The sequence below is a fragment of the Amycolatopsis sp. NPDC088138 genome, from assembly GCF_044741685.1.
Taxonomy (GTDB): Bacteria; Actinomycetota; Actinomycetes; order Mycobacteriales; family Pseudonocardiaceae; genus Amycolatopsis.
Window position 1 is genome coordinate 119,259 of record NZ_JBIUTB010000005.1, and the last position, 22,601, is coordinate 141,859.

Annotated in this window: 30 protein-coding genes; 19 read left to right on the forward strand and 11 right to left on the reverse strand. The window is 72.4% G+C overall.

The annotated features are described in order from the left end of the window. Positions 1–131 precede the first annotated feature (131 nt). Positions 132–560: an NUDIX hydrolase gene (locus ACIOD2_RS26955; protein WP_400543591.1), complete on the forward strand. Its 429-nt coding sequence runs from the start codon at positions 132–134 to the stop codon at positions 558–560. Here ACIOD2_RS26955 and ACIOD2_RS26960 read toward each other — a convergent pair. The 3 genes from ACIOD2_RS26960 to ACIOD2_RS26970 are packed head-to-tail and all read right to left on the reverse strand — an operon-like array spanning position 546 to position 2,525. Continuing rightward, a complete protein-coding gene (locus ACIOD2_RS26960) occupies positions 546–1,079 on the reverse strand; it encodes an NIPSNAP family protein (RefSeq protein WP_400543594.1) in 534 nt (177 codons plus the stop codon). The genes ACIOD2_RS26955 and ACIOD2_RS26960 overlap by 15 nt on opposite strands. 36 nt (positions 1,080–1,115) lie before the next feature. Continuing rightward, complete coding sequence (locus ACIOD2_RS26965; protein ID WP_400543597.1) at positions 1,116–2,288, reverse strand: acyl-CoA dehydrogenase family protein; 1,173 nt, start codon at positions 2,286–2,288, stop codon at positions 1,116–1,118. Between the two features lie 48 nt (positions 2,289–2,336). Next, positions 2,337–2,525 carry a hypothetical protein gene (locus ACIOD2_RS26970; protein WP_392777597.1) on the reverse strand — a complete coding sequence of 63 codons (189 nt, stop codon included), beginning with the start codon at positions 2,523–2,525 and terminating at the stop codon, positions 2,337–2,339. Between the two features lie 171 nt (positions 2,526–2,696). Here ACIOD2_RS26970 and ACIOD2_RS26975 point away from each other — a divergent pair, with 171 nt between their 5' ends. The 5 genes from ACIOD2_RS26975 to ACIOD2_RS26995 all read left to right on the forward strand — a co-directional run bounded on the left by ACIOD2_RS26975 (position 2,697) and on the right by ACIOD2_RS26995 (position 5,936). Beyond that, positions 2,697–3,569 (forward strand): hypothetical protein, encoded by an 873-nt coding sequence (locus ACIOD2_RS26975; protein ID WP_400543601.1) that lies wholly within the window; start codon positions 2,697–2,699, stop codon positions 3,567–3,569. A 32-nt stretch (positions 3,570–3,601) separates the two neighbouring features. Further along, positions 3,602–4,222 carry an imidazole glycerol phosphate synthase subunit HisH gene (gene hisH, locus ACIOD2_RS26980; protein WP_247064093.1) on the forward strand — a complete coding sequence of 207 codons (621 nt, stop codon included), beginning with the start codon at positions 3,602–3,604 and terminating at the stop codon, positions 4,220–4,222. A gap of 35 nt (positions 4,223–4,257) precedes the next feature. Beyond that, the gene (gene priA, locus ACIOD2_RS26985; protein WP_400543604.1) at positions 4,258–4,995 is read left to right on the forward strand and encodes a bifunctional 1-(5-phosphoribosyl)-5-((5-phosphoribosylamino)methylideneamino)imidazole-4-carboxamide isomerase/phosphoribosylanthranilate isomerase PriA; all 738 of its coding nucleotides are present in this window, start codon (positions 4,258–4,260) and stop codon (positions 4,993–4,995) included. Between the two features lie 74 nt (positions 4,996–5,069). Further along, entirely contained in the window at positions 5,070–5,411 is a 342-nt protein-coding gene (locus ACIOD2_RS26990) for a DUF1330 domain-containing protein (RefSeq protein WP_400543607.1), read from the forward strand. Positions 5,412–5,459: 48 nt separating this feature from the next. Next, positions 5,460–5,936: a GNAT family N-acetyltransferase gene (locus ACIOD2_RS26995; protein WP_400543610.1), complete on the forward strand. Its 477-nt coding sequence runs from the start codon at positions 5,460–5,462 to the stop codon at positions 5,934–5,936. Here the strand turns inward: ACIOD2_RS26995 and ACIOD2_RS27000 are convergent. Genes ACIOD2_RS27000 through ACIOD2_RS27010 form a run of 3 tightly spaced genes read right to left on the reverse strand, consistent with a single transcriptional unit; the run spans position 5,920 to position 7,764 of the window. Next, on the reverse strand, positions 5,920–6,306 hold the full coding sequence (locus ACIOD2_RS27000) for a PPOX class F420-dependent oxidoreductase (RefSeq protein WP_400543613.1): 387 nt from the start codon (positions 6,304–6,306) through the stop codon (positions 5,920–5,922). The two genes, ACIOD2_RS26995 and ACIOD2_RS27000, sit on opposite strands and share 17 nt — an antisense overlap. A gap of 13 nt (positions 6,307–6,319) precedes the next feature. After that, positions 6,320–7,054 carry an ABC transporter permease gene (locus ACIOD2_RS27005; RefSeq protein ID WP_400543616.1) on the reverse strand — a complete coding sequence of 245 codons (735 nt, stop codon included), beginning with the start codon at positions 7,052–7,054 and terminating at the stop codon, positions 6,320–6,322. Further along, positions 7,051–7,764, reverse strand: coding sequence for an ABC transporter ATP-binding protein (locus ACIOD2_RS27010; RefSeq protein ID WP_400543619.1), 714 nt, complete (start codon positions 7,762–7,764; stop codon positions 7,051–7,053). The genes ACIOD2_RS27005 and ACIOD2_RS27010 overlap by 4 nt, the downstream gene beginning before the upstream one ends. 142 nt (positions 7,765–7,906) lie before the next feature. Between ACIOD2_RS27010 and ACIOD2_RS27015 the strand changes: the two genes are divergently transcribed. Further along, complete coding sequence (locus ACIOD2_RS27015; RefSeq protein ID WP_400543622.1) at positions 7,907–8,854, forward strand: hypothetical protein; 948 nt, start codon at positions 7,907–7,909, stop codon at positions 8,852–8,854. Here the strand turns inward: ACIOD2_RS27015 and ACIOD2_RS27020 are convergent. The 4 genes from ACIOD2_RS27020 to ACIOD2_RS27035 all read right to left on the reverse strand — a co-directional run bounded on the left by ACIOD2_RS27020 (position 8,844) and on the right by ACIOD2_RS27035 (position 12,175). Beyond that, positions 8,844–9,827 (reverse strand): hypothetical protein, encoded by a 984-nt coding sequence (locus ACIOD2_RS27020; protein ID WP_400543625.1) that lies wholly within the window; start codon positions 9,825–9,827, stop codon positions 8,844–8,846. The two genes, ACIOD2_RS27015 and ACIOD2_RS27020, sit on opposite strands and share 11 nt — an antisense overlap. Then, positions 9,824–10,333, reverse strand: coding sequence for a SigE family RNA polymerase sigma factor (locus ACIOD2_RS27025; RefSeq protein WP_400546097.1), 510 nt, complete (start codon positions 10,331–10,333; stop codon positions 9,824–9,826). The genes ACIOD2_RS27020 and ACIOD2_RS27025 overlap by 4 nt, the downstream gene beginning before the upstream one ends. Before the next feature lie 69 nt (positions 10,334–10,402). Next, on the reverse strand, positions 10,403–11,539 hold the full coding sequence (locus ACIOD2_RS27030; RefSeq protein WP_400546100.1) for a phytase: 1,137 nt from the start codon (positions 11,537–11,539) through the stop codon (positions 10,403–10,405). A gap of 27 nt (positions 11,540–11,566) precedes the next feature. Next, positions 11,567–12,175 (reverse strand): TetR family transcriptional regulator, encoded by a 609-nt coding sequence (locus ACIOD2_RS27035; protein WP_400543628.1) that lies wholly within the window; start codon positions 12,173–12,175, stop codon positions 11,567–11,569. Between the two features lie 131 nt (positions 12,176–12,306). Between ACIOD2_RS27035 and hisF the strand changes: the two genes are divergently transcribed. The 7 genes from hisF to ACIOD2_RS27070 all read left to right on the forward strand — a co-directional run bounded on the left by hisF (position 12,307) and on the right by ACIOD2_RS27070 (position 16,767). After that, positions 12,307–13,080, forward strand: coding sequence for an imidazole glycerol phosphate synthase subunit HisF (hisF, locus tag ACIOD2_RS27040; protein WP_400543630.1), 774 nt, complete (start codon positions 12,307–12,309; stop codon positions 13,078–13,080). Beyond that, the gene (locus ACIOD2_RS27045; protein WP_400543632.1) at positions 13,077–13,454 is read left to right on the forward strand and encodes a hypothetical protein; all 378 of its coding nucleotides are present in this window, start codon (positions 13,077–13,079) and stop codon (positions 13,452–13,454) included. Before hisF ends, ACIOD2_RS27045 begins: the two co-directional genes overlap by 4 nt. After that, entirely contained in the window at positions 13,451–13,816 is a 366-nt protein-coding gene (gene hisI / locus ACIOD2_RS27050) for a phosphoribosyl-AMP cyclohydrolase (RefSeq protein WP_392776174.1), read from the forward strand. Before ACIOD2_RS27045 ends, hisI begins: the two co-directional genes overlap by 4 nt. Then, on the forward strand, positions 13,813–14,175 hold the full coding sequence (locus ACIOD2_RS27055; RefSeq protein WP_400543635.1) for a DUF1304 domain-containing protein: 363 nt from the start codon (positions 13,813–13,815) through the stop codon (positions 14,173–14,175). The genes hisI and ACIOD2_RS27055 overlap by 4 nt, the downstream gene beginning before the upstream one ends. 106 nt (positions 14,176–14,281) lie before the next feature. Beyond that, positions 14,282–15,340: a DUF3592 domain-containing protein gene (locus ACIOD2_RS27060; protein ID WP_400543638.1), complete on the forward strand. Its 1,059-nt coding sequence runs from the start codon at positions 14,282–14,284 to the stop codon at positions 15,338–15,340. Continuing rightward, positions 15,337–15,939, forward strand: coding sequence for a hypothetical protein (locus ACIOD2_RS27065; RefSeq protein ID WP_400543641.1), 603 nt, complete (start codon positions 15,337–15,339; stop codon positions 15,937–15,939). Before ACIOD2_RS27060 ends, ACIOD2_RS27065 begins: the two co-directional genes overlap by 4 nt. Before the next feature lie 9 nt (positions 15,940–15,948). Further along, positions 15,949–16,767, forward strand: a complete 819-nt coding sequence (locus ACIOD2_RS27070; RefSeq protein WP_400543643.1) for a DUF3592 domain-containing protein — start codon at positions 15,949–15,951, stop codon at positions 16,765–16,767. Here ACIOD2_RS27070 and ACIOD2_RS27075 read toward each other — a convergent pair. Beyond that, positions 16,764–17,378, reverse strand: coding sequence for a TetR family transcriptional regulator (locus ACIOD2_RS27075; protein WP_400543646.1), 615 nt, complete (start codon positions 17,376–17,378; stop codon positions 16,764–16,766). The two genes, ACIOD2_RS27070 and ACIOD2_RS27075, sit on opposite strands and share 4 nt — an antisense overlap. Before the next feature lie 96 nt (positions 17,379–17,474). Here ACIOD2_RS27075 and ACIOD2_RS27080 point away from each other — a divergent pair, with 96 nt between their 5' ends. The 5 genes from ACIOD2_RS27080 (at position 17,475) to trpA (ending at position 22,589) form a co-directional block, all read left to right on the forward strand. Next, entirely contained in the window at positions 17,475–19,034 is a 1,560-nt protein-coding gene (locus tag ACIOD2_RS27080) for an anthranilate synthase component I (protein WP_400543649.1), read from the forward strand. A gap of 94 nt (positions 19,035–19,128) precedes the next feature. Continuing rightward, the gene (locus ACIOD2_RS27085) at positions 19,129–19,656 is read left to right on the forward strand and encodes a Trp biosynthesis-associated membrane protein (RefSeq protein WP_400546103.1); all 528 of its coding nucleotides are present in this window, start codon (positions 19,129–19,131) and stop codon (positions 19,654–19,656) included. A 124-nt stretch (positions 19,657–19,780) separates the two neighbouring features. Continuing rightward, on the forward strand, positions 19,781–20,590 hold the full coding sequence (gene trpC, locus ACIOD2_RS27090) for an indole-3-glycerol phosphate synthase TrpC (protein WP_400543652.1): 810 nt from the start codon (positions 19,781–19,783) through the stop codon (positions 20,588–20,590). Beyond that, positions 20,569–21,801 carry a tryptophan synthase subunit beta gene (gene trpB, locus ACIOD2_RS27095; protein WP_400546106.1) on the forward strand — a complete coding sequence of 411 codons (1,233 nt, stop codon included), beginning with the start codon at positions 20,569–20,571 and terminating at the stop codon, positions 21,799–21,801. The genes trpC and trpB overlap by 22 nt, the downstream gene beginning before the upstream one ends. After that, positions 21,798–22,589 (forward strand): tryptophan synthase subunit alpha, encoded by a 792-nt coding sequence (trpA, locus tag ACIOD2_RS27100; RefSeq protein WP_400543655.1) that lies wholly within the window; start codon positions 21,798–21,800, stop codon positions 22,587–22,589. The genes trpB and trpA overlap by 4 nt, the downstream gene beginning before the upstream one ends. Positions 22,590–22,601: the final 12 nt, after the last annotated feature.

The window sequence follows — 22,601 nt, forward strand, 5'->3', positions numbered from 1 at the left end:
TGGTGGTCGCTCTTGCCGGGGTGTTCGGGGCCGGGTGGGCGTGGCTGGCCGCCGGGGTGCTGGTTGCCGGTGGGGTGGGGGCGCTCTGCTGGGTGGTGCTTCGGGAACGCCGGGCCGATAGCGTGGGTGGCATGGCGTCCACGATTCGGCCGATTGCGCTCGGGGTCATCTGGCGGGGTGATGCTCTGCTCGTCTTCGAAGGGCGTGATGAGCTCAAGGACGAGACCTTCTACCGGCCGCTCGGGGGTGGGATCGAGTTCGGTGAGGTCAGTCAGGACGCCCTGAAACGCGAGTTCGTCGAGGAGCTCGCCGCGGACGTGACCGTCGGCGAGCGGATCGGCGTGCTCGAGAACGTCTACACCTGGCGGGGCCGCCAAGGGCACGAGATCGCCTTCATGTTCGACGCCGAGTTCAGTGATCCCGGCCTTTACGCCAAAGACGAGTTCAAGATCCTCGACGACGACGCCACCGCGCGGTGGGTCGACTTCGCGGACTTCCGTGACGGGACCAAGATCCTCTACCCCAGAGGGCTCACCCGGCTGCTCTCACCGGAGCAGTGACCTCGCCGTCGGCTCCAGCAACACCCCCGAACGCGAAGCGAGGCGGCTGAACGACACCGTGAACGGGCCGTCTTCGCGGACCGGCAGCTGGGGGAAGTTGTTCGGGGACGGCTCTGTCTCGAACACCGCGAAGGCGTCCGATGGCTCCGCCGGAAGGGACAGGTACAGCTCCGAGCCCGGTGGCGGAGACGTCAGACCAGGCTGGACCGGGCGCAGCAGCAGGACGTTGTCCGAGTCGATCATCGTCGCGTTCGCGGCCTCGCGGTGTTCCTTCCACGCCGGGCCGAAGTAGAACGCCTCCAAGGCCTCCTTGCGGGCAGCCATCGAACGGAACCCGCGCAGCCACAGGAACTCGTCCGGGGACGACGGCACGCGGAACAGGCCGAACAGGTGCGCGCCCGCCTCTTCCTGCGGGTCGACGAACTCCCGCTCGAACAGCTCGATCAGCTCGTCACGACGCCCCGGGTGCAGGGTGTAGCGACGTAGCTCCAGGACCGTCTCGAAATCACCGAACGTCATGCCGGCACCATAAAGCGCACCACCGACAAAAACGGATCAGCGGAACGCCGCCAGCCCCGTCACGGCCTGGCCCAGCGACAGCGCGTGCATCTCCTCGGTGCCCTCGTACGTCAGCACCGTCTCGAGGTTGGCCATGTGCCGCATCACCGGGTACTCCAGGGAAATCCCGTTCGCGCCCAGCATCGTGCGCGCCGTGCGGGCCACCTCGATCGCCGACCGGACGTTCGCCATCTTGCCGAAGCTGACGTGGTTGTGGTGCAGCTGACCGCTGTCCTTGAGCCGGCCGATCTGCAGGGCCACCAGGCCGGAGCGGTTGACCTCGACGACCAGGTCGGCCAGCTTGCGCTGGGTCAGCTGGAACCCCGCGAGCGGCTTGCCGAACTGCGAGCGGGACAGCGTGTACTCCAACGCCGATTCGTAACACGCCCGCGCCGCGCCGACGACGCCGAACAGGATCCCGAAGCGGGCCTCGTTCAGGCAGGACAGCGGGCCGCGCAGGCCGCGGACCTCGGGGAACACCGCGTCCGAAGGCAGCCGTACGCCGTCCAGGACCAGTTCGGCGGTGAGAGAAGCCCGCAGGGACAGCTTGTGCTTGACCTCGTTCGCCGTGAAGCCCGGCGTCGACGTCGGGACGACGAAGCCGCGGATGCCGTCGTCGGTCTGGGCCCAGACGACCGCGACGTCCGCGACGGTTCCGTTGGTGATCCACATCTTCGAGCCCGACAGCACCCAGTCGGACCCGTCGCGCACCGCGCGCGTCCGCATCGCACCCGGGTCGCTGCCCGCGTCCGGCTCGGTCAGCCCGAAGCAGCCCAGCGCGTCACCCGTGGCCATCCGCGGCAGCCACTCCTGCCGCTGCTCCTCGCTGCCCCACTTGTGGATCGCGTACATCGCCAGCGAGCCCTGCACCGACACGAAACTCCGCAGGCCCGAGTCGACGGCCTCCAGCTCACGGCACGCGACGCCGTAGGCGACCGCGCTGGTGCCGGCGCAGCCGTACCCCTCCAGGTGCATGCCCAGCAGACCCAGCGAGCCGAAGTCCTTCGCCAGCTCGGACGCGGGCAGCGCGCCCGTCTCGTACCAGTCGGCGACGCGGTCCAGCAGGTTGTCCTTCGCGTACGCGCGCACGGCGTCGCGGATGGCGCGTTCCTCGTCGGCGAGCCCGGCGTCGAGGTCCAGGAAATCGTGCGGGTCCGGAGTGCGGCTCATGAGGGCTCCAAGGGGACGCGTCGATGCGGTCCCCGCAGGAAACCACAGTCAGGCGTCTGTTCTCCGCGTGGCGTTCGTCACGCGGGCGACAGAAGGCCGGGCCGTGCAGCGGCGCTCGGCCAGCGGCCGGACCTGCTGACGGGGGATCAGCAGCTCGTTGAACTGCGGGAACGGGACGCTTTCGACGTCGTCGCGCCAGGCGTCGAGCATCTGGGACAGCACATCGTTCTCGGCCATCTCCGCCTCCTGGCGTTTCGGGCGCGCGGAAGCGCGCTCACACGATCGGGTGGCTAGATACCCAGCGACCGGGACGCCGAAACGCGGTTCTTCAAGATTCTTCCGGCGCGTCACCCACCCATGGCAGAATCGCGTCGCCGCCGCCATGGCTCAACTCCTCAAGGAGCGCACATGCGCGCACTGCGGACGGCAAGTCTGCTCGCCCTGACCACCGCGTCCCTGCTCGCCACCACCGGTATCGCCACCGCGCAGACCGGCCACTGGCGTCAGGTTGGCCACACGACCGCGGAGAACCGGGTCAGCGGTGAGGGCATCACCACCCTCCGGCTGCCCGGGCACGCGCCCGAGACCGTCTACCGCAACGGCGCCACCATCCCGCAGCCGCTCAAGGACGAGGGCTGGGGCCACGTCGGCGACCCCGACTCCCTGCGCGGCTACGTCTTCGACGTCTACCAGGACACCGTGACCCCGACGCCGACGAAGAAGATGTACCTGGTCACGAAGCCGGACGGGACGACGACGGAGTTCGTCCACCCGCTGCTGCCCGACGAGCCGGCCGCCAACGCGAACGCCCAGGTCGCGGCCACCCCGGACGGTCAGTGGCTGGTCTCCGGCCCGCTCGGGGAGATCGACCGGCTCTACGTCTCGCCGACGCCGTTCCTCAACCCGCGCGCCCCGCGCGTCGCCGGTGACCTGCCCGTCGCCGCCCGCATCCACCTCGACCACCACATCCGCAGCGCGCAGGGCTGCGACTTCGTCAGCTCGACGCGGCTGGTCTGCGCGACTTCCGACCCGAACAACGACGACCTCTACCCGACGAACCTTCAGCTGCTGCAGGTCGACCTCGCCCGGCCGCTCAACGGCCACGACGTCACGGCGAAGGTCCGCGAGATCGGCCAGGTGCCGCTCGTCAGCACCTGCACCGGCACGTTCACCCCGGAAGGGGTCGACTACGACGCGCCGACGGGGGTGCTGCGGGTCGAGGTCGTGCCGCCGTCGCCGTGCAACACGGTGACCGACGTCTATTCCTTCGAGCGCGGCTGAGCCCTCCGGCTACGCTGGGTGGCGTGTCTCGTGTGGTGATTCTCGACTACGGTTCCGGCAACCTCCGCTCCGCCGAACGCGCTGTGGCGCGCGCCGGGGCCGAAGTCGAGGTCACCGCCGACCCGCATGCCGCCGTCGAAGCCGACGGCCTGGTCGTGCCCGGCGTCGGTGCCTACTCCGCCTGCATGGCCGGCCTGCTGTCGGTCAAGGGGCAGCGGATCATCGGCAAGCGCCTCGCCGGCGGCCGTCCCGTGCTGGGCATCTGCGTCGGCATGCAGATCCTCTTCGAGCGCGGTGTCGAGCACGGCGAGGAGACCGAGGGCACCGGGGAGTGGCCCGGCACGGTCGACCGGCTGAAGGCCGACGTCCTGCCGCACATGGGCTGGAACACCGTGCGCGCGCCGGCGGACTCGCAGCTGTTCGCGGGTCTCGACCCGGAGGAGCGCTTCTACTTCGTGCACTCCTACGCCGCCCGCACCTGGGAGCTGGAGTCGGGCCTGCCCGGCCGCGAGCCGAAGGTGACCTGGGCGAACCACGGCGAGGACTTCGTCGCCGCGGTGGAGAACGGGCCGCTCTGGGCGACCCAGTTCCACCCGGAGAAGTCCGGTGACGCCGGTGCCCAGCTGCTGCGCAACTGGCTCGCGACCCTCTGACCGGGTGACGCGGGTCTCCGCCCTAGAGTTACGGCGTGACTTTCACGCTGCTTCCCGCCGTTGATGTGGCCGATGGCCAGGCCGTGCGACTCGTCCAGGGCGAGGCCGGCACCGAGACCTCCTACGGCAGCCCGCTGGAGGCCGCGCTGGCCTGGCAGCGCGACGGTGCCGAGTGGATCCACCTGGTCGACCTCGACGCCGCGTTCGGCAAGGGCAGCAACCGCGAGCTGCTCGCCGAGGTCGTCGGCCGGCTCGACGTGCAGGTCGAGCTCTCCGGCGGCATCCGCGACGACGCCTCGCTGAAGGCCGCGCTGGCCACCGGCGCCCGGCGCGTCAACCTCGGCACCGCCGCGCTCGAGGATCCGGAGTGGACGGCGCGCGTGATCGGCGAGTACGGCGACCGCGTCGCGATCGGCCTCGACGTGCGCATCACCGAAGCGGGGCACCGGCTCTCGGCCCGCGGCTGGACCTCCGACGGCGGCGACCTGTGGGAGGTCCTCGACCGCCTGGACCGCGACGGCGCGTCCCGCTACGTCGTGACGGACGTGAGCAAGGACGGCACGCTGAAGGGCCCGAACCTCGACCTGCTGCGCGAGGTCGTCGCCCGCACCGACGCCCCGGTCATCGCGTCCGGCGGGGTGTCCAGTGTGGACGACCTGGTCGCGCTGGCCGGCCTGGAGTCGGACGGCGTCGAGGGGTCGATCGTGGGCAAGGCGCTGTACGCGGGCGCGTTCACGCTGCCCGAGGCGCTGGCGGCGGTCGCGAAGGTCTGAGGGTTACCTCCGGGGTAATCGACGCGGTGCGCCCGGGCGGGCAGGATTCCTTTCAGGACAACGAAAGGATCACCATGAACGCCTACGGAATCGCGCACCTGCGTCCGCCGGCCGTGCTGCCGGAGGACGTCTTCGAGTACCTCGAACGCATCCAGGCCACGCTCGACCCGTACGGCGGCAGGTTCGTCGTGCACGGCGCCGAGGTGCAGGTGCTGGAGGGCGAGTGGCCCGGCGCGCTCGTGATCATCGAGTTCCCGAGTGCCGAGGTGGCGCGCGAGTGGTACGACTCGCCCGCCTACCGGGCGATCCTGCGCCTGCGCGCGGACCACATCCCGGGTGACCTGGTGATCGTCGAAGGCTGCGGCCCGGACCACGACTCGGCGGCCATGGCGGCGGCGATGCGCGCGGCCGGTTGACGCCGAAAAGCGGCTGACAGGACCACGTCGACCCACTAGGTTGCCGCGGTGGAGGAGATCGTCACCCAGCTCGAGATGACCGCGGCCGACCAGCTCAACCCGGCTCCGCCGGTCGACGGGGTGACGCTGCGGGCCGTCGAGGCTTCGCCGCTCATCCGCGACCTGCACGTGCGCATCGGGACGCCGTACCGCTGGCCGAGTGCCGACCGCAGCGACGACGAGTGGGCCCACTGGCTCGCCGAACCGGAGCGGCGGTACCGGCTCGTCGAGTACCGCGGTGAGGTCGCCGGTGCCGCGGACTTCGAGCCGCAGCACGGGGAAGACGTCGAGATCACGACGTTCGGGCTGCTGCCCGAGTTCGTCGGGAAGGGCTTCGGCGGGTACGCGCTCACCCTCGTCGTCGCGGACGCGTGGGCGGTGCCGGGGGCGCGGCGCGTCTGGCTGCACACCTCGACCCTCGACCACCCGAACGCGCTGCCGAACTACCTGCGCCGCGGGTTCCGGAGCTTCACTCGCTCAGCTTGACGGCGATCCCGACCGTCCGGTCCGCCGGGCCGCGCAGCTTCGAGAAGAACATCGACACGCGCCCGAGGACGCCGTACTTGCGCCCGATCACCTGCTGGGCCCGCTTGGTCTCCTCGAGGTCCAGCAGCCGGGCCTGGCCGCTCACCACCGCGCCGTGCGTCTTCTTGCCGCGCAGGTCGCACGCCTGGACCTCGACGCGGCCACTGTTGCGGATCCGCTTGACCTTGCCCACGTCCCGGACCGAGTTGAAGACGAGCTCGCCGCCGTCGCCGGCCACCCAGATCGGGGTCGGCACGGCGCGGCCGTCCTTGCGGAACGTGGTCAGGACGACGTAGCGCTCGGCCGCGAGCCGGTCCGTTTCGGATGCCATGCGCCCACGGTAGTCACGGCGTCCGGCGCCGCAGCGTCGCCGCGCCGAGGACCAGCGCCAGCAGCGCGCAGCAGGCGACGACCACCAGGTTCCGCAGGATCACCGCGTCCACCGTCGAAGACGCCGTGACGCGGTTCAGCGCTTCGACCGCGTACGACAGTGGCATCACGTCCGACAGCCACCGCAGCAGCCAGCCCATGTCCCCGCGCGGGACGAACAGCCCGCACAGCAGGATCTGCGGCAGCACGAACACCGGCATGAACTGGATGGCCTGGAACTCCGTGCGCGCGAACGCGCTGACGAACAGCCCGAGCGCCATGCCCAGCAGCGCGTCGAGCACGGCGATCACCAGCAGCAGCCCGACGGACCCGGCCAGGTCGAGGCCGAGCCACGACAGCGAGACGCCCGCCGCGAGCGCGACCTGGACGACGGCGATCGCGCCGAACGCCAGCGCGTACCCGAAGAGCAGGTCGAGCCGGCCGATCGGGAGTGTCATCAGCCGTTCCAGGGTGGCCGTGGTGCGCTCGCGCAACGTCGTGATCGACGCGATCAGGAACATGATCAGGAACGGGAAGACGCCGAGCAGCGCGGGCGCGACGTGGCTGAACACCGCCGTCGAGTTGAACACGAACCGCAGCAGGATCATCAGCAGCGTCGGCACCAGGATCAGCATCACCACGGTCCGCGGGTCGTGACGCAGCTGGGTGAGGATGCGCCGCGTGGTGGCCAGCTTCAGCGCGGGGTTCACGACGCGACCCGCACGAGGTGGAGGAACGCCTGCTCGAGGTCGGCGGCGCCGGTCCGCCGTCGCAGCTCCGCCGGGGCGTCGTCGGCCAGCAGGACGCCTTCGCGCATCAGCAGCAGGCGGTCGCAGCGCGCGGCTTCGTCCATGACGTGGCTGGACACCAGCAGCGTCGCGCCGCCTTCGGCGAGCCGGCGGAACAGCGCCCACAGCTCGTCGCGCAGCACCGGGTCGAGCCCGACGGTCGGCTCGTCGAGCACCAGCAGCTCCGGCTTGCCCAGCAGGGCGACGGCGAGGTTCGCGCGGTTGTGCTGCCCGCCGGACAGCGAGCCGACGAGCTTCCCGGCGTGGTCGGACAGCCCGACCTCGGCGATCACCCGGTCCACATCGGACGCCGGGGCGCGCAGCACCGCGGCGAAGTAGCGCAGCGCCTCGCGGACGGTCAGGTCCGCGTAGATCGCCGGGTTCTGCGTCGCGTAGCCGATCCGGCGCCGCAGCGGCGGGCTGCCCGCGGGCAGGCCCAGCACGGTGACCGTGCCGCCTTCGACGATCTGCACGCCGACGACCGCGCGCATCAGCGTCGTCTTGCCGCAGCCGCTCGGGCCGAGCAGCCCGGTGACCGAGCCGCGCGGCACCGCGAAGCTCACGTCGCGCACCACCGGCCGTCCGCCGCGGCGGACCCGCAGGCCGGTGACCTCGAGCGCAGAATTAGTCATGCGTTTAATTCTGCGCTCGCCGAGGTCACGGCGTCAAGCACGCTTCCGGACCAACCCAGAGGCGCAGTTCGGCGGAAGCGCTTCAATGGAATATTTGCAACGCTTTGCGGGCTGGGTTTTTCCCGCACACTGGAGGGTGTAGATGGCCGTCACACACGAAGTACCGGTTCATCCGCAAGCGGGTTTCTTCGGCTCGGGGCCGTATCCCGCGCACCGGGCGAGGGTCGTGGTGCTCGCGGTCCTGGCCGGGTTCGCGCTGACCGCGCTCTGGTCGGCGCCGTTCGTCGACTCCGTCATCGGCGACAGCGTGGCCAACACGCTGCTCGGCTACGACGCGAAGGCCACCCCGATCGGCGGGGTGCTGGCCGGGACGCTGTTCGCGTTCGTCTCGGGTCTCGCCGGCTCGTTCACCGCGTGCAACATCGCCGCGTTCGGCGCGGTCGCGCCGCTGGTCGGCGGGCAGGCGGGGGAGAAACGGCGGTTCGCGACCACGCTCAAGCCGCTCGGCTGGATCGCGGCGGGCATGCTGACGGTGTCGATCGTCTACGGCGTGATCGTCGCGCTCGTCGGCACGCGGATGCCGCAGTTCGACACCTCGACGGCCAGTGGGCTGACGCCGCGCAGCATCCAGTCGATGGTCGCCTTCGGCGTCGTCGGGCTCGTGTTCCTGGTGCTGGGCCTGGTTTCCCTGGGGGTGATCGGCAACCCGATCGGCGGGCTGACCCGGCGCCACCCGGCCACCCCGCTGGTCCTGATGGGCGCGCTGATCGGCGGGTTCCTCATCGGCCGGCCGTACCCGCTGTTCCGGATCATGTTCCGCAGCGCCGCCGAGCAGCACAACGTGTTCTACGGCGCCGCCGCGTTCGCCCTGCAGTCGCTCGGCAACATCGTGATCATGGGCGTGCTGTTCCTGATCCTGACGCACGCGACGGGCGGGCGCGTGCAGCGCTGGCTGGCCGCGAAGCCGGGCCGCGTCGCCGCCGTGACGGGCGCGGCGCTGCTCGTCGGCGGCACGTTCACGCTGCTCTACTGGGACGTGCGCGTGCTCGGCAGGCTCGGGATCATCTGGTTCCCGACGGTCAGCTGGTAGCCCGGCCGAGCCAGCGGTAGTCGGGTGCGGGGTCGAGCTGGACGCCGTCCGCGACGGCGACCAGCACGGCTTCCGGCCGCGCTCCCGACACCGTCAGCCAGCGCCCCGACGGCAGCCGGACCGCGACCATCGCGGGCTCGCCGGGCTTCGGCGCCGAGTAGAACCCCGGGCCGCCGCGCACGGTGACCGGCGCGGCGCCACCGACACCGGGGGAGCCGGCGCCGACGGCGGCCGTCACCGCCGGGACCGACGGGCGGGCCGGGTCGGCCGCGGTCAGCTCGGTGCTCGCGTCGTCCGGGCCGGTGCCGCGGACGGCGGCCGAGCGTTCGGCGAGCGCGGCCGGCAGCGGCCCGAACCGCAGCTCGCCGCGGACGCCGACCGGCGCCGCCTCGACCGAGTCGGCGACCCGCTGGGCGACCGCGCGGGCGTCCGGCACCCCGCCGACCCGGGCGGTGAGCACGTGGCCGTCGTCGTCGGCGGTCCAGGTGAGCAGGGCGGCGGTGCTGGTGTCGCCGGTGACCATGGCGATCCGGCCGTGCACGATGGTCTGGTCCCGGGCCGACGCGAGCTTCGGCACGGGCCCCGACCACTCGGGATCGGCCGTCGAATACGCCGACAGCGTGATCTCCGCCGGCCCGGCCGACCACCGGCGGACCTGCGGCGTGAGGCCCGGGCCGCCCTCGCGGTACTGCTCGGTGAAGCCTTCGGGCAGCCAGCCGGGCGTGTACCCGAGCACCGGGCGGCCCGCCGCCGGTTCGAGGTCCGGCGGGCTCGTGAGCACCTGCGTGCCGACGAAGACCCCGGCCACCAGCACGACCACCGCGGCCGCCACCAGGGTCAGCCGCGCGACGGGGCGGCGGCGCCGGGCGTCCGCGAGCGCGTCCCGGACCGCGTGGCCGTCCGGCGCGCGGGCGGCGAGGCGGTCGAGGCTCTCCCGGATCAGCGTCTCGGTGTCGTGGTCGCTGCGGGTCATTCGGGGGCTCCGGCTTTGAGGGACGCGATCAGGGGTTCGGGCTGGGGCGCTTCGCGCAGGGCCGCCAGCGCGCGGGAGATCTGGCTGCGCACGGTGGACGTGCCGCAGCGCAGCACGGCGGCGATCTCGGCGTCCGAGTAGTTCTCGTAGTAGCGCAGGACAACGGCGGCGCGCTGCTTGCGCGGCAGCGTCGCGAGCAGGCCCAGCATCGCGTCCCGTTCGTCGTAGGCGGTGGCGGGATCGGCTTCGGGCGGCGAGAGCGCGTCGAGGACTTCGTGGCTGCTCGGCACCATCCGCCGCACGGCCCGGCGGCGCCACGACAGGTACTCGTTGGTGACCATCCGGCGGACGTAGGTCGGCGGGGCGTCGATGCCGTCCCACCGCTGCTGCGCGCGCAGCAGGACGTCCTGCACGATGTCCTGCGCGAGGTGCGGGTCGTTCGTCAGGACGGTCGCGTAGCGGAGCAGCCCGTCCAGCCGCTCCTCCACGAACTCTTCGAAGCCCACGTACGTCCCTTCCGTCACCCTATGGACGCACGAGGGGGACGGGCTGCTGCACGCGGGTGGGAACTTTTCCTAGAGGACGTCCTCGAGCCGGACGAAGGCGAAGCCCGTCGTCGCGAGGTCGCCCGCCGTGGGGCGGCGTTCGCCGTCGTGGACCACCAGGAGGCCGTGGGGGAACCGGCGGCCCAGGGAGGCCGTGCTGATCGCCGAGCCGTCCGAATGCTCCACCGAGTCCGTGCCGCGGCCCGCGACGATCCGCAGGTCACGTGTGCGGCCGCCGCCGTACACGACGAACCGCGAGTCGCCCTGGCTCGACGCGAACAGCTTCCCGTGCGCCACCGCCAGGCCCTCCGCGTCGGCTTCCAGCCACTGCCCGCCGAAGCCCGGGTCGGCGCCGTCGGGCACGCACTCCTCCGCAGCCGCGTCCCAGCGCTGCGGGACACCGTACGAGCGCACCCGGTCGACCAGCTCCGGCCGCCCGAAACCGGCCGGGGACAGCGGGATCCGCCAGATCCCGACGTCCTCCTGTGCGGTGTACAGCACCCGGCCGTCGAGGACGGACCCCTCGAGCTGGGGCCGCTCGCCCGGCTCCTCGCACGGCGACCAGGACGTGCCGCCCGGCAGCCGGAACGTCGAAGGCAGGTCCACCGTCGCGAGGGGAGCCGTGCCGATCGTGCCGCCCGGCCGGTCGACCAGCCGCAGCAGCGCCACTCGCGTCTCGTGCCGGCGGGTCACCGCCACCCAGCGGAGGCCGGTGCGCGGGTCGCGTCCCGCCGCCAGGCCGTAGGCGGTCCGCTGCTCGTCCACTTCGGACTCGGACGCGGAGAACACCGGCGCCGCGGCCGGGTCGGTGACGTCCCGCAGGACCTGCGGGCCGTCGGGGTCGATCCGGTAGACGCGGATCCGGTCGCGCCCCCGGTCGCTGACCACGGCCAGGTCGCCGACGACGTCGACGTTGTTGAACCGCCCGCCCGGCCCCGCCGGGACCCGCTGCAGGGTGCGCGCGTCCAGGCCGAACGCCGCCAGGCCGCCCTCTTTCAGCGTCCCGAGCACGATGCTGCGCGCGGGGTCGCCCGGGTGGACCCAGATAGCGGGGTCGTCGGCGTCGGCGGGCTCGGCGAAGGCCTCGGTCTGCGCCACCGGCGACGGGTCACGAGGGGTGGCGGAGGCGGGGACGGCGGTCAGCAGGGTGACGGCGGCGAGGGCCACCGGGAGCAGTCTGCGCACCCGGGCAAACTAGACGAATCGGGTGGCCGGGACGTGAACGCCGGATGCCGGGTCGAGGTAGTACTGCGCGACCGGCGCGAGCAGCGCGACGATCTCCTCGTCGTCCGCGTCGGCCAGCGGCGGGAGCTTGATCACGTACCGCAGCAGCGCCAGCCCGATCATCTGCGCGGCGATCCCGGCGACGCGGACCTTCGGCACGTCCAGCGCGCGGGCGACCTCGGCCAGCACCGCGCGCTCGATGAACTGGCGCATCATGACGGCGACCTGCTCGTTCGTCGCCGCGGCCCGCAGCATCGCGAGGAACGGCGTCCGGCCTTCGGGGGCCGCCCAGACGCCCAGGAAGGCGCGCACGAGCCGTTCGCCCAGCCCCGAGCGCGGGCCCGTGAGGATCGCCGGGACCAGGTCGGCCGGGTTCACCGGCAGGTTCATCGAGGCCGCGAACAGCTGCTGCTTGCTGCCGAAGAAGTGGTGCAGCAGGGCCGCGTTCACCCCGGCGTCGGCGGCGATCCCGCGGACCGTCGCGCCGTCGTACCCCAGCTCCGCGAACCGGTGCCGGGCCGCGTCGAGGATCTTCTCCCGCGTCTCCGTCTGCCCCGGCCGCCGCCCCGCCTGTGCCATTGGCCGAGCTTAGAGCCTTATTCTGGTTAGCCCGCCGCTTCCCGAACGGGTGCCGGCGGTCTGCGCGGAAGTCGTGCGGAGGGCGACGGCTGAATAAGGCTCTCTGAACGCCCTTGACTACGCTGGTGACCATGTCTGTCGCGGTGCGGGTGATCCCCTGTCTCGACGTCGACGCGGGCCGGGTCGTGAAGGGTGTCAACTTCGCCGGCCTCCGCGACGCCGGCGACCCCGTCGAGCTGGCCCGGCGCTACGACGCCGAGGGCGCCGACGAGCTGACGTTCCTCGACGTCACGGCGTCCTCCGGCGACCGCGAAACCACCTACGACGTGGTCCGCCGCACCGCCGAGCAGGTGTTCATCCCGCTGACCGTCGGCGGCGGCGTCCGCAGCAACGACGACGTCAACCGGCTGCTGCGCACCGGCGCGGACAAGGTGAGCATCAACACCGCCGCGATCGCCCGGCCCGAGTTCCTCCACGAGGCCTCGCGCCGGTTCGGTGCCCAGTGCATCGTGCTGTCGGTCGACGCGCGCCGCGTGCCCGAGGGCGGCGAGCCGACCGCGTCCGGGTTCGAGGTCACCACCCACGGCGGGCGCCGCGGCACCGGCATCGACGCCGTGGAGTGGGCCGCGCGCGGCGAGGAGCTGGGCGTCGGGGAGATCCTGCTGAACTCGATGGACGCCGACGGCACCAAGAACGGCTTCGACATCGAGCTGATCGACATGGTGCGCAAGGCCGTGCGGGTGCCGGTGATCGCCAGCGGCGGAGCGGGCGCCCTGGAGCACTTCCTGCCCGCGGTGCGTTCCGGCGCGGACGCCGTGCTCGCCGCCAGCGTGTTCCACTTCGGTCAGCTGAAGATCGGCGAGGTCAAGACCGCGCTGCGCGAAGGCGGGGTGGAGGTCCGATGAAGTCCTGGCAAGCACCCGTCGAGGTCAAGGTCGTCGCGGCCCTGCTGATCGGCCTGCCGGTGGCGTGGGCCCTGCTCGACCTGATCCCGGTGCTCAGCGCGGGATCCAGCCTGAGCATCTACCGGGTGCCCGCGCTCGCGCTGATCCTCGGCGGGGTCGTCACCACCGGGCTCGCGGTGAAGATGGGCAGCTCCCGCATCGCCGGCCTGATCATCACCGTGGTGTTCGCGCTGCTGCACGCGTTCCTGCTGCTGGGCGCCGAACTGTGGTTCAACAAGCTGTTCTCCGGCCTGTCCTTCGCCGGGTACGGCTACGCCTTCGTCCTGCTGAACTCGATGCCGCTGAAGCGGTACCTGCTGGGAGTCGACGCATGACCCTCGACGCCGGTGTCTCGGCGCGCCTCAAGCGCAACGCCGACGGCCTGATCGCCGCGGTCGTCGTCGAGCACGCCACCTCGGACGTGCTGATGATGGCGTGGATGAACGACGACGCCCTCGCGGCGACCCTGTCCACCCGCCGCGGCACGTACTTCTCGCGCAGCCGGCAGAAGCTGTGGGTCAAGGGCGAGACGTCCGGGCACTACCAGCACGTCCGTGAGGTGCGGATCGACTGCGACGGCGACACCGTCCTGCTGCGCGTCGACCAGACCGGCCCGGCCTGCCACACCGGCACGCACACCTGTTTCGACACCGAGGAGCGCCTGCTCCTGGCCGACGAGAAAGAGCACACCGCGTGAAGATCGCCGCCGACGTCCTGGTCGGGCTGGTCGCCCTGATCCACGTCTACATCGTCGTCCTGGAGATGTTCCTCTGGACCACACCCCGCGCCCGCGCGGCGTTCGGGACCACCGAGGAGTTCGCCAAGGAGAGCGCGCCGCTGGCAGCGAACCAGGGGCTGTACAACGGTTTCCTGGCGCTCGCGCTGGTCTGGGGCCTGATCGCGAGCGACCCGACGGGCTTCCAGCTGAAGCTCTACGGCATCGTCTGCGTGATCGTCGCGGGCATCTACGGCGCGGCGACGGCGAACAAGCGGATCCTGTTCGTGCAGGTGGTGCCGGGCGTGGTGACGCTGATCGCGTTGCTGCTGTCCCGCTGACGCAGGCACTGCCCGCTTGCACGCCCGGGCGGGCCGTTCGGTTGCCCTGGTGTCGGTTACCTCCCGAACCCCGCCGGGACGCGGTTTTCCGTTCTAGGTTCACCCAATGGACCTGGGGCGGGACGCCGCGCGACGGCTGTCGCGGAGGAGACTGGCTTGGCTGCTGACCGAAGCGCTCGGCGCGCTGGTCTTCGTGGTGTTCGTGATCGGCACGGCCTTCTCGCTGGCCGAGCCGGGGTACCCGTTCGAAGACGGTGAACTCGCGGCCGACATCGGCGTGCTCGCCGGTTCGGCGGCGCTCACGGCCCTGGCCGCGCTCCGGATCCGGGTCGGCGACCGGCGGGCGGCCACCGTGCTGGCGCGGCTGGACTTCGAGCCGTGGCTGCCGCCGCGGGAAGGTCTCAACGGCGAAGGCCGCGTCGACCTCGACCGGGAGATCCGGCGGCTGCGGTCGCTCGGCCGGCGCGCCTTCGTGATCGCGCTGCTCTGGGCCGGGGTGCTGGCCGGCTGCATCGTGGGCCTCGATCTCGTCGAGTACTCGGCCGACGACCTCCTGGCGACCGGGGCCCGCACCGGCGGTGTGGTCGAGCGCGTCGTCGACCCGCGCAGCGGTGACGGCGCGCCGTCGATGTGGGTGCGCTACCAGGTCGGCGACACGGCGTTGACCGAGGAGATCGTGCGGGACACCGACCACCGGTACCGGCCCGGTGAAGAGGTGACGGTCGTCTACGACCGGGACGATCCCGCGGACGCCCGCACCGTCGAGGAGCGGAACGAAAACCAGTACAGCGTCGGGTTCCTGGTCGTGCCGCTGCTGCTCGCCCTCGCCGGGGTGCCGTTTTCCCTGGTGGCGGCCGCGGGCTGGGCCCGGCGGTACCGCGCGGTGCGGGCCACGGGCTGGCGGATCGCCTCGGTGACCGTGGTGCCCGACTACCCGGTCCGCCAGGGACGGCACGCGCCGGACATCCACGTCGGGTACCGCGACGGCTCGGGCATCAGGCTGCGCGCGGCGTCCTCGACGCACGGCGCGACCTCCTTGAAGGACCGCCCGGACCGCCGCGCCTGGGTCGGCGGCTGGGGGAGCGCGATGGTGGTGCTGGTCCCGCACGGGCGGTGGCGCAAGGGCCCCTACGCGGTGCCGGCGTTCGCGAAGACGACCCGGTGATTCGCCGGGAGCGGGCGGCGAAGACGGACACCACGGACTGGCTGCCCCCGGCCGGAGAGCACGGTGCCGCGCCGGAGTACACCCGGCTGGTGCGCGAGCGAAGCGACCGGCAGGTGTTCTTCGCGATCGTGTCGCTCGCGGTGCTGCTGGCCGCCGTCCCGATCGGACTCGCCGGCGCCGGGTTCGCCGGCGCGCTCGTGCTGGCCGGGCTGATCGGCATCGCCGGCTGCCTGGCCACCCTGGTGACGTGGCGGCGCCGCTACCACGCGGTGCGCCGCACGGGCTGGCGGCAGGCCACCGTGACGATCGAGGTGTCGGCCGGGGGCAGTCGCCGTCCCGCGGCCCAGGTGGAGTTCCCGGACGGCAGCCGGATCGTCGTGCTGATGGCCGGCGCGGGCCTGGCCGTCCGCGGGCTCGGCGGGCTGCCCGGCCTGCCCGCGCTCGCCGGTGGTCACGGGTCCGCGATGGTGCTGCTCGTCCTCCCGCGGCCGCCCTGGTGGACGCGCCCGCACGTGATCCCGGCCGTCGCGCGGACGTACCGCTGGACACCGCCGGACCGGCCGCGGCGACGTGCCCGGTTTCCGCGCCGCCGGGCGTAATCTGAGCCGATGGGGGAAGACACGGCGTGGCTGCCGTCACCGGAAGAAGCGCAGCCGGAGGAAACACCGCCGGAAGTAACGCAGCCGGACCCGGCCGCCGAGGTTCCCCGGTTGCGGGTGCTGGCCCGGCGGGCGCTGGTCATCACGGTGCTCTGGCTGGTCGCCGCCGGAGGGGTGTTCGCCGGCCTGGTCGCCTACGAGTACCCCGCCCGCGCGCTCCTGCGTGACGGCGTCCACGTGACCGGGAAGGTGCTGTGGTTCGCCGACCACCCGCGGGCGATCCGCGTCTCCTACGACGTGCGGGGCGAACCGGTCTACGCCACCATCCCCGTCACCTCGGGACGGCGCTACACCGTGGGCGGGACGCTCACGGTGATCTACGACCCCGCGAACCCGTCCCGGGCGCGCACCACGCTGGAGGACCGCCTCGATCCCTTTGTGCCCGTCCTGTGCTGGGTCCTCGGCTTGTTCCTGCTGGCGTTCGCCGGCGTGAGCCTGGCCGCCACGGCCGGGTGGCGGCGGCGGTACCGGGCGGTACTGCGGACCGGCTGGCGGCCGGCCGCGGTCACCGTGCGGCCCGACTACCCGGTCCGCACGCTCCGGCACCTGCCGGACCTCCTGGTCGAGTACCGCGACGGCAGCCGGGCCGAGCTGCGGGCCTCCATGTCGTGCCACGGCAGCACCCACCTGTGGCACCAGCCCGCCCGTCCGGCGTGGGTGGGCGGCTCGGGCCCGGACATGGTCGTCCTCTTCTCGCGCGGCGACCGGCGCCGGCCGTACGCGGTCCCGGCGTTCGGCCGGACGTCCCGCACCGGGAGCGCCGCCTAGCCGATGTCGCCGCTGATGTAGCGCTGCACGTTCGGGGCCACCGCGGCGACCAGCGTCTCGATCTCCGTGGTCGCCAGCGGCTCGAACTTCGCGACGTACCGGATCATGCCCATGCCCACCAGCTGGGACGCGCAGAGCGTCGTGCGCAGCGGGATCTGGTCGGAGCCGACCGAGGCGAGCACGTGCTGGAAGAAGTTCTGGAAGAAGTCGCGCAGCACGTGGCCGGCCTGCTCGTGGCCGGCGACGCTGCGGATGAGCGCCACGAACACCCCGCCGCCCGCGCTGTCCCAGCGGGTGAGGAACGTGCGGACGATCCGCTCGCCGAACTCCTCGTCCGGGCCGTCGCGCAGGGTCTCCATCAGCTCCTCGGGTTCGAACGGGAGCTCGAGCACCGCGCGGGCGAACAGGCCTTCCTTGCTGCCGAACCAGTGGTTGACCATGGCCGCGTCGACCCCGGCGCGGGTGGCGATCGCGCGCACGGTCGCCCCGTCGTAGCCGTTCTCGGCGAACACCGACCGCGCGGCGTCGATCAGCGCCGTGCGCGTGTCCTGGCCCGCGGGCCGCCGGCCGCGCCGCCGCGCCGTAGTCTCGGGGTTGTCGGTGGTGCTCACGCCTCCATCATGACTCATTCCCGGTCTTTAATTCAACATTTGCTGAATTTGGGACCCCGCGCGTCCCGGCTCCCGGGGTGCAGCACAATGAGGTTCATGGTCAGCGCTTTCGCCGGTTCGACCGGCCCCGGCTCGGTCAGCCCGTCCCGAGCGGACTTCCGCGCCCTCGCCGAAAGCCGCCGCGTGATCCCGGTCGTGCGCCGGGTGCTCGCCGACGGCGAGACGCCGATCGGCGTGTACCGCAAGCTCGCCGCCGACCGGCCGGGCACGTTCCTGCTCGAGTCCGCGGAGAACGGCGCCTCCTGGACGCGCTGGTCGTTCATCGGCGTCCGCAGCCCGGCCGCGCTCACCGTCCGCGACGGCGAAGCCGTCTGGACCGGCACCCCGCCGGTCGGCCTGCCTGTCGAGGGCAACCCGCTGAACGTGCTGCGCGAGACCATCGAGGCCCTGCACACCGAGGCGCTGCCCGGCCTGCCGCCGCTCACCGGCGGGATGGTCGGCTACATCGGCTACGACGCCGTCCGCTGGCTCGAGAAGCTGCCCGAGCTGGCCGAGCGCGACCTCGACATCCCCGAGCTCACCATGCTGCTGGCCACCGACCTGGCCGCGTTCGACCACCACGAGGGCACGGTCACGCTCATCGCGAACGCCGTCAACTGGGACGACTCGCCCGAGCGCGTGGACGCGGCCTACGACGACGCCGTCGCCCGGCTGGGCGCGATGACCGAGCAGCTGCAGGTGCCCGCGCCCGCCACCGTCGCCGCGTTCGACCGGCCCGAGCCGGAGTTCACCCGGAAGCGGTCCAAGGAGGACTTCCACGCGGCGATCGAGAAGGCCGTGGAGGCGATCAAGGCCGGCGAAGCGTTCCAGGTCGTGCCTTCGCAACGGTTCGAGATCGCCACCGCCGCCGACGCGCTCGACATCTACCGCGTGCTCCGGACGTCCAACCCGAGCCCGTACATGTACCTGCTGCGGCTCGAGGGCTTCGACATCGTCGGGTCCAGCCCCGAATCCCTGGTCACCGTGCGGGACGGCCGCGCGACCACGCACCCGATCGCGGGCACCCGCTGGCGCGGCGCCGACCCGGAGGAGGACGCCCAGCTGGCCAAGGACCTGCTGGCCGACGAGAAGGAACGCGCCGAGCACCTGATGCTCGTCGACCTCGGCCGCAACGACCTGGGCAAGGTCTGCAAGCCGGGCACCGTGCGCGTCGTCGACTTCTTCCAGATCGAGCGCTACAGCCACGTCATGCACATCGTGTCGACCGTCACCGGCGAGCTGGCCGAGGGCAAGACGGCCTTCGACGCGGTCACCGCGTGCTTCCCGGCCGGGACGCTGTCCGGCGCGCCGAAGGTCCGCGCGATGGAGCTGATCGAGGAGCTGGAGCCGGTGCGCCGCGCGCTCTACGGCGGCGTCGTCGGCTACCTCGACTTCGCCGGCGACGCCGACACCGCGATCGCGATCCGCACCGCGCTGGTGAAGGACGGGATCGCGCACGTGCAGGCCGGGGGCGGGGTGGTCGCCGACTCGGTGGCGGACTACGAGGACACCGAGTCGCTGAACAAGGCGCGGACCGTGCTGTCGGCGGTCGCGGCGGCCCAGACGATGGTGGCGGCGGGACCGCTCGACCCGGCCGCGGACGCCGCTCGTGTCTGAGCGACGGACCACCGAGGCCGCCGGACCGGGAGCCGAGGACGCCGCGGCCCCGGCCGGGACCGGCACCGGGAAGCCGGGCCGCCGTCCACTGTGGATGACCGTCGTGGCGCTCCTGCTGGGCGCGCTCGCGCTGTGGGGCGCGTCCCGGCTGACCTGGTTCGCCGAGTTCCGCGACGGCGGCGTGCGCGGGACCGTGCTCTACCGCGAAACCGGCGAGCAGCGCGCGACGGCGCTCGTGCCGCTGGCCCTGCTCGCGCTCGCCGGCGTGGCCGGGGTGATCGCCACCGGCGGCTGGGCCCGGCGCGTGCTCGGCGTCGTCCTGGCGCTGGCCGGCGTCGCCGCGGTGTGGTCGGGCGTGGCCGGCGTCCGCTTCGGCGGTTTCGCCGACGGGCTCCCGGTGGCGCAGATGCTGCTCGGGCGCGGTCTGGCCGTGCTCGGGGGAATTCTCGTCGCGCTCGGCGGGTTGGCAGCGGTCAAGGGCGCCGGGCGCGGCGCCCGGCTGGGCGCGAAGTACGCGGCCCCGGCCACCCGGAAGAAGGTGCGCGATCCGGACGCCGAGCTGTGGGAAGCCCTGTCGGAGGGCGAGGACCCGACGGATGCCCGTGACAGGCATTCGGAGTAACGCGCACACCCGGAACCGGGCGCTTCGGATGCGGGGGTTAGCATCGTTTCGGCGGGAAGGGGAAGGTTTTTGTGAGCGACCTTGCGAGTGAATCCGTGACCACGAGCCCGGGCGGGGGCGCCCGGTGACCGTGCTCGAAGACATCGTCGCCGGCGTGCGGGAAGACCTCGCCGTGCGGGAATCCGCGCTGCCGTTCGACGAACTGAAGATCCGCGCGGCCGCCGCACAGCCGCCCCGCGACGTCATGACCGCCCTGCGCGAGTCCGGCATCGGCGTGATCGCCGAGGTGAAGCGCCGCAGCCCGTCCAAGGGCGATCTGGCCGACATCCCCGACCCCGCCGCACTGGCCAAGGACTACCAGGACGGCGGCGCGCGGGTGATCAGCGTGCTCACCGAGCAGCGCCGCTTCGGCGGTTCGCTGGCCGACCTGGACGCCGTCCGCGCCGCCGTGGACATTCCGGTGCTGCGCAAGGACTTCGTCGTCAGCCCCTACCAGGTGCACGAGGCCCGCCTGCACGGCGCCGACATGGTGCTGCTGATCGTCGCCGCGCTGGAGCAGAACGCGCTCGCCGCGCTGCTCGACCGCGTCGAGTCGCTGGGCATGACCGCGCTGGTGGAGATCCACAACGCCGAAGAGGCCGACCGCGCCCTCGAAGCGGGCGCCAAGGTCATCGGCGTCAACGCGCGCAACCTGCACACCCTCGAAGTGGACCGCGACGTCTTCTCGCGGCTGGCCCCCGGCCTGCCGATGGACGTCTACAAGGTCGCCGAGTCGGGGGTTCGCGGGCCGGGCGACCTGATGTCCTACGCCGGGCACGGCGCCGACGCGGTGCTGGTCGGCGAAGGGCTCGTCGCCTCGGGCGACCCGAAGGGCGCCCTGGTCAAGCTGGTCACCGCCGGATCGCACCCCGCCTGCCCGAGGCCCTCCCGGTGACCGACAAGCCCAACCCCGAACACGACCCCGACGAGCGTGGCTACTACGGCCCGTACGGCGGCCGGTTCATGCCGGAGGCGCTGATCGGCGTCGTCGACGAGGTCGCCACCGAGTACGAGAAGGCCCGGCACGACCCCGAGTTCCTGAACGAGTTCAACCGCCTGCTGAAGGACTACGCGGGCCGCCCGTCGCTGCTCACCGAGGCCAAGCGCTTCGGCGAGCACGCCGGCGGGGCGCGCGTGTTCCTCAAGCGCGAGGACCTGAACCACACCGGCTCGCACAAGATCAACAACGTGCTGGGCCAGGCGCTGCTCACCCAGCGCATGGGCAAGAAGCGGGTCATCGCCGAGACCGGCGCCGGCCAGCACGGCGTGGCCACGGCCACCGCGTGCGCGCTGCTCGACCTCGACTGCGTCGTCTACATGGGCGAGGTCGACACCGAGCGCCAGGCGCTGAACGTCGCCCGCATGAAACTGCTCGGCGCCGAGGTCATCCCGGTCAAAACCGGCTCGCGGACGCTGAAGGACGCGATCAACGAGGCACTGCGCGACTGGGTGACCAACTCGGAGACCACGCACTACCTGTTCGGCACGGCGGCCGGCCCGGCCCCGTTCCCGGCGATGGTCCGCAACTTCCACCACGTCATCGGCACCGAGGCCCGCGAGCAGATCCTCGAGCAGGCCGGCCGCCTGCCCGACGCCGTCGCGGCCTGCGTCGGCGGCGGATCGAACGCGATCGGCATCTTCTCGGGCTTCTACGACGACCCGTCCGTGCGGCTGGTCGGCCTGGAGCCGGGCGGCGAGGGCATCGACGGCAACCGGCACGGCGCGACGCTCACCAAGGGCACCCCGGGCAACCTGCACGGCGCGATGACGTACCTGCTGCAGGACGAGGACGGCCAGACGGTCGAGTCGCACTCGATCTCGGCCGGGCTGGACTACCCGGGTGTCGGCCCGGAGCACGCGTGGCTGAAGGACTCCGGCCGCGCCGAGTACCGCCCGATCACCGACGCCCAGGCGATGGACGCGTTCATGCTGCTCTCGCGCACCGAGGGCATCATCCCGGCGATCGAGTCGGCGCACGCGCTGGCCGGCGCGCTGGACCTGGGCCGCGAGCTGGGCTCCGACGGCCTGATCGTGGTCAACCTGTCCGGCCGCGGCGACAAGGACATGGACACGGCGGCGAAGTGGTTCGGGCTGGTGGACAAGTGAGCGGGATCGACGACCTCTTCGCCACGACGCGCGCGGAGGGCCGCGGCGCCCTGATCGGCTACCTCCCGGCGGGCTTCCCGACGGTGGCCGCGTCGAAGGACCTCATCGCGGCGTGCGTCGACGGCGGCGCGGACCTCATCGAGGTCGGCGTCCCGTACTCGGACCCGGTGATGGACGGCCCGACCATCCAGGCCGCGTCGGTGACCGCGCTGGACAACGGTTTCCGCCTCAAGCACGTGTTCGAGGTCGTCGAGTCGATCTCGGCGCGCGGCGGCCGTGCGGTGGTCATGACGTACTGGAACCCCGTGCACCGCTACGGCGTCGACCGCTTCTCGCGGGACCTCGCCGCGGCGGGCGGGCTCGGCCTGATCACCCCGGACCTGATCCCGGACGAAGCGGGCGAGTGGATGACCGCGTCGAAGGCCCACGGCCTCGACCGGACCTTCCTCGTGGCGCCGTCGTCGTCGGAGGAGCGGCTCGCCCGGACGGTGGACGCGGCTTCGGGGTTCATCTACGCGACCGCGGTGATGGGCGTGACGGGCGCGCGTGACCAGGTCGGCGCGGGCGCGGAGACGCTGGTCCGCCGCACGCGGGCCCACACGAGCCTCCCGATCGGCGTCGGCCTCGGCGTGCGTTCGGGCGACCAGGCGGCCCAGGTGGCGTCGTTCGCGGACGCGGTGATCGTGGGCTCGGCCCTGGTCACCGCGGCGGCCGAGGGCCCGTCCGGGGTGCACCGGCTGTCCGCGGAGCTGGCCGACGGAGTGCGCCGGGCGGTTGCCACCGCTTGACCCGTTCTCTTG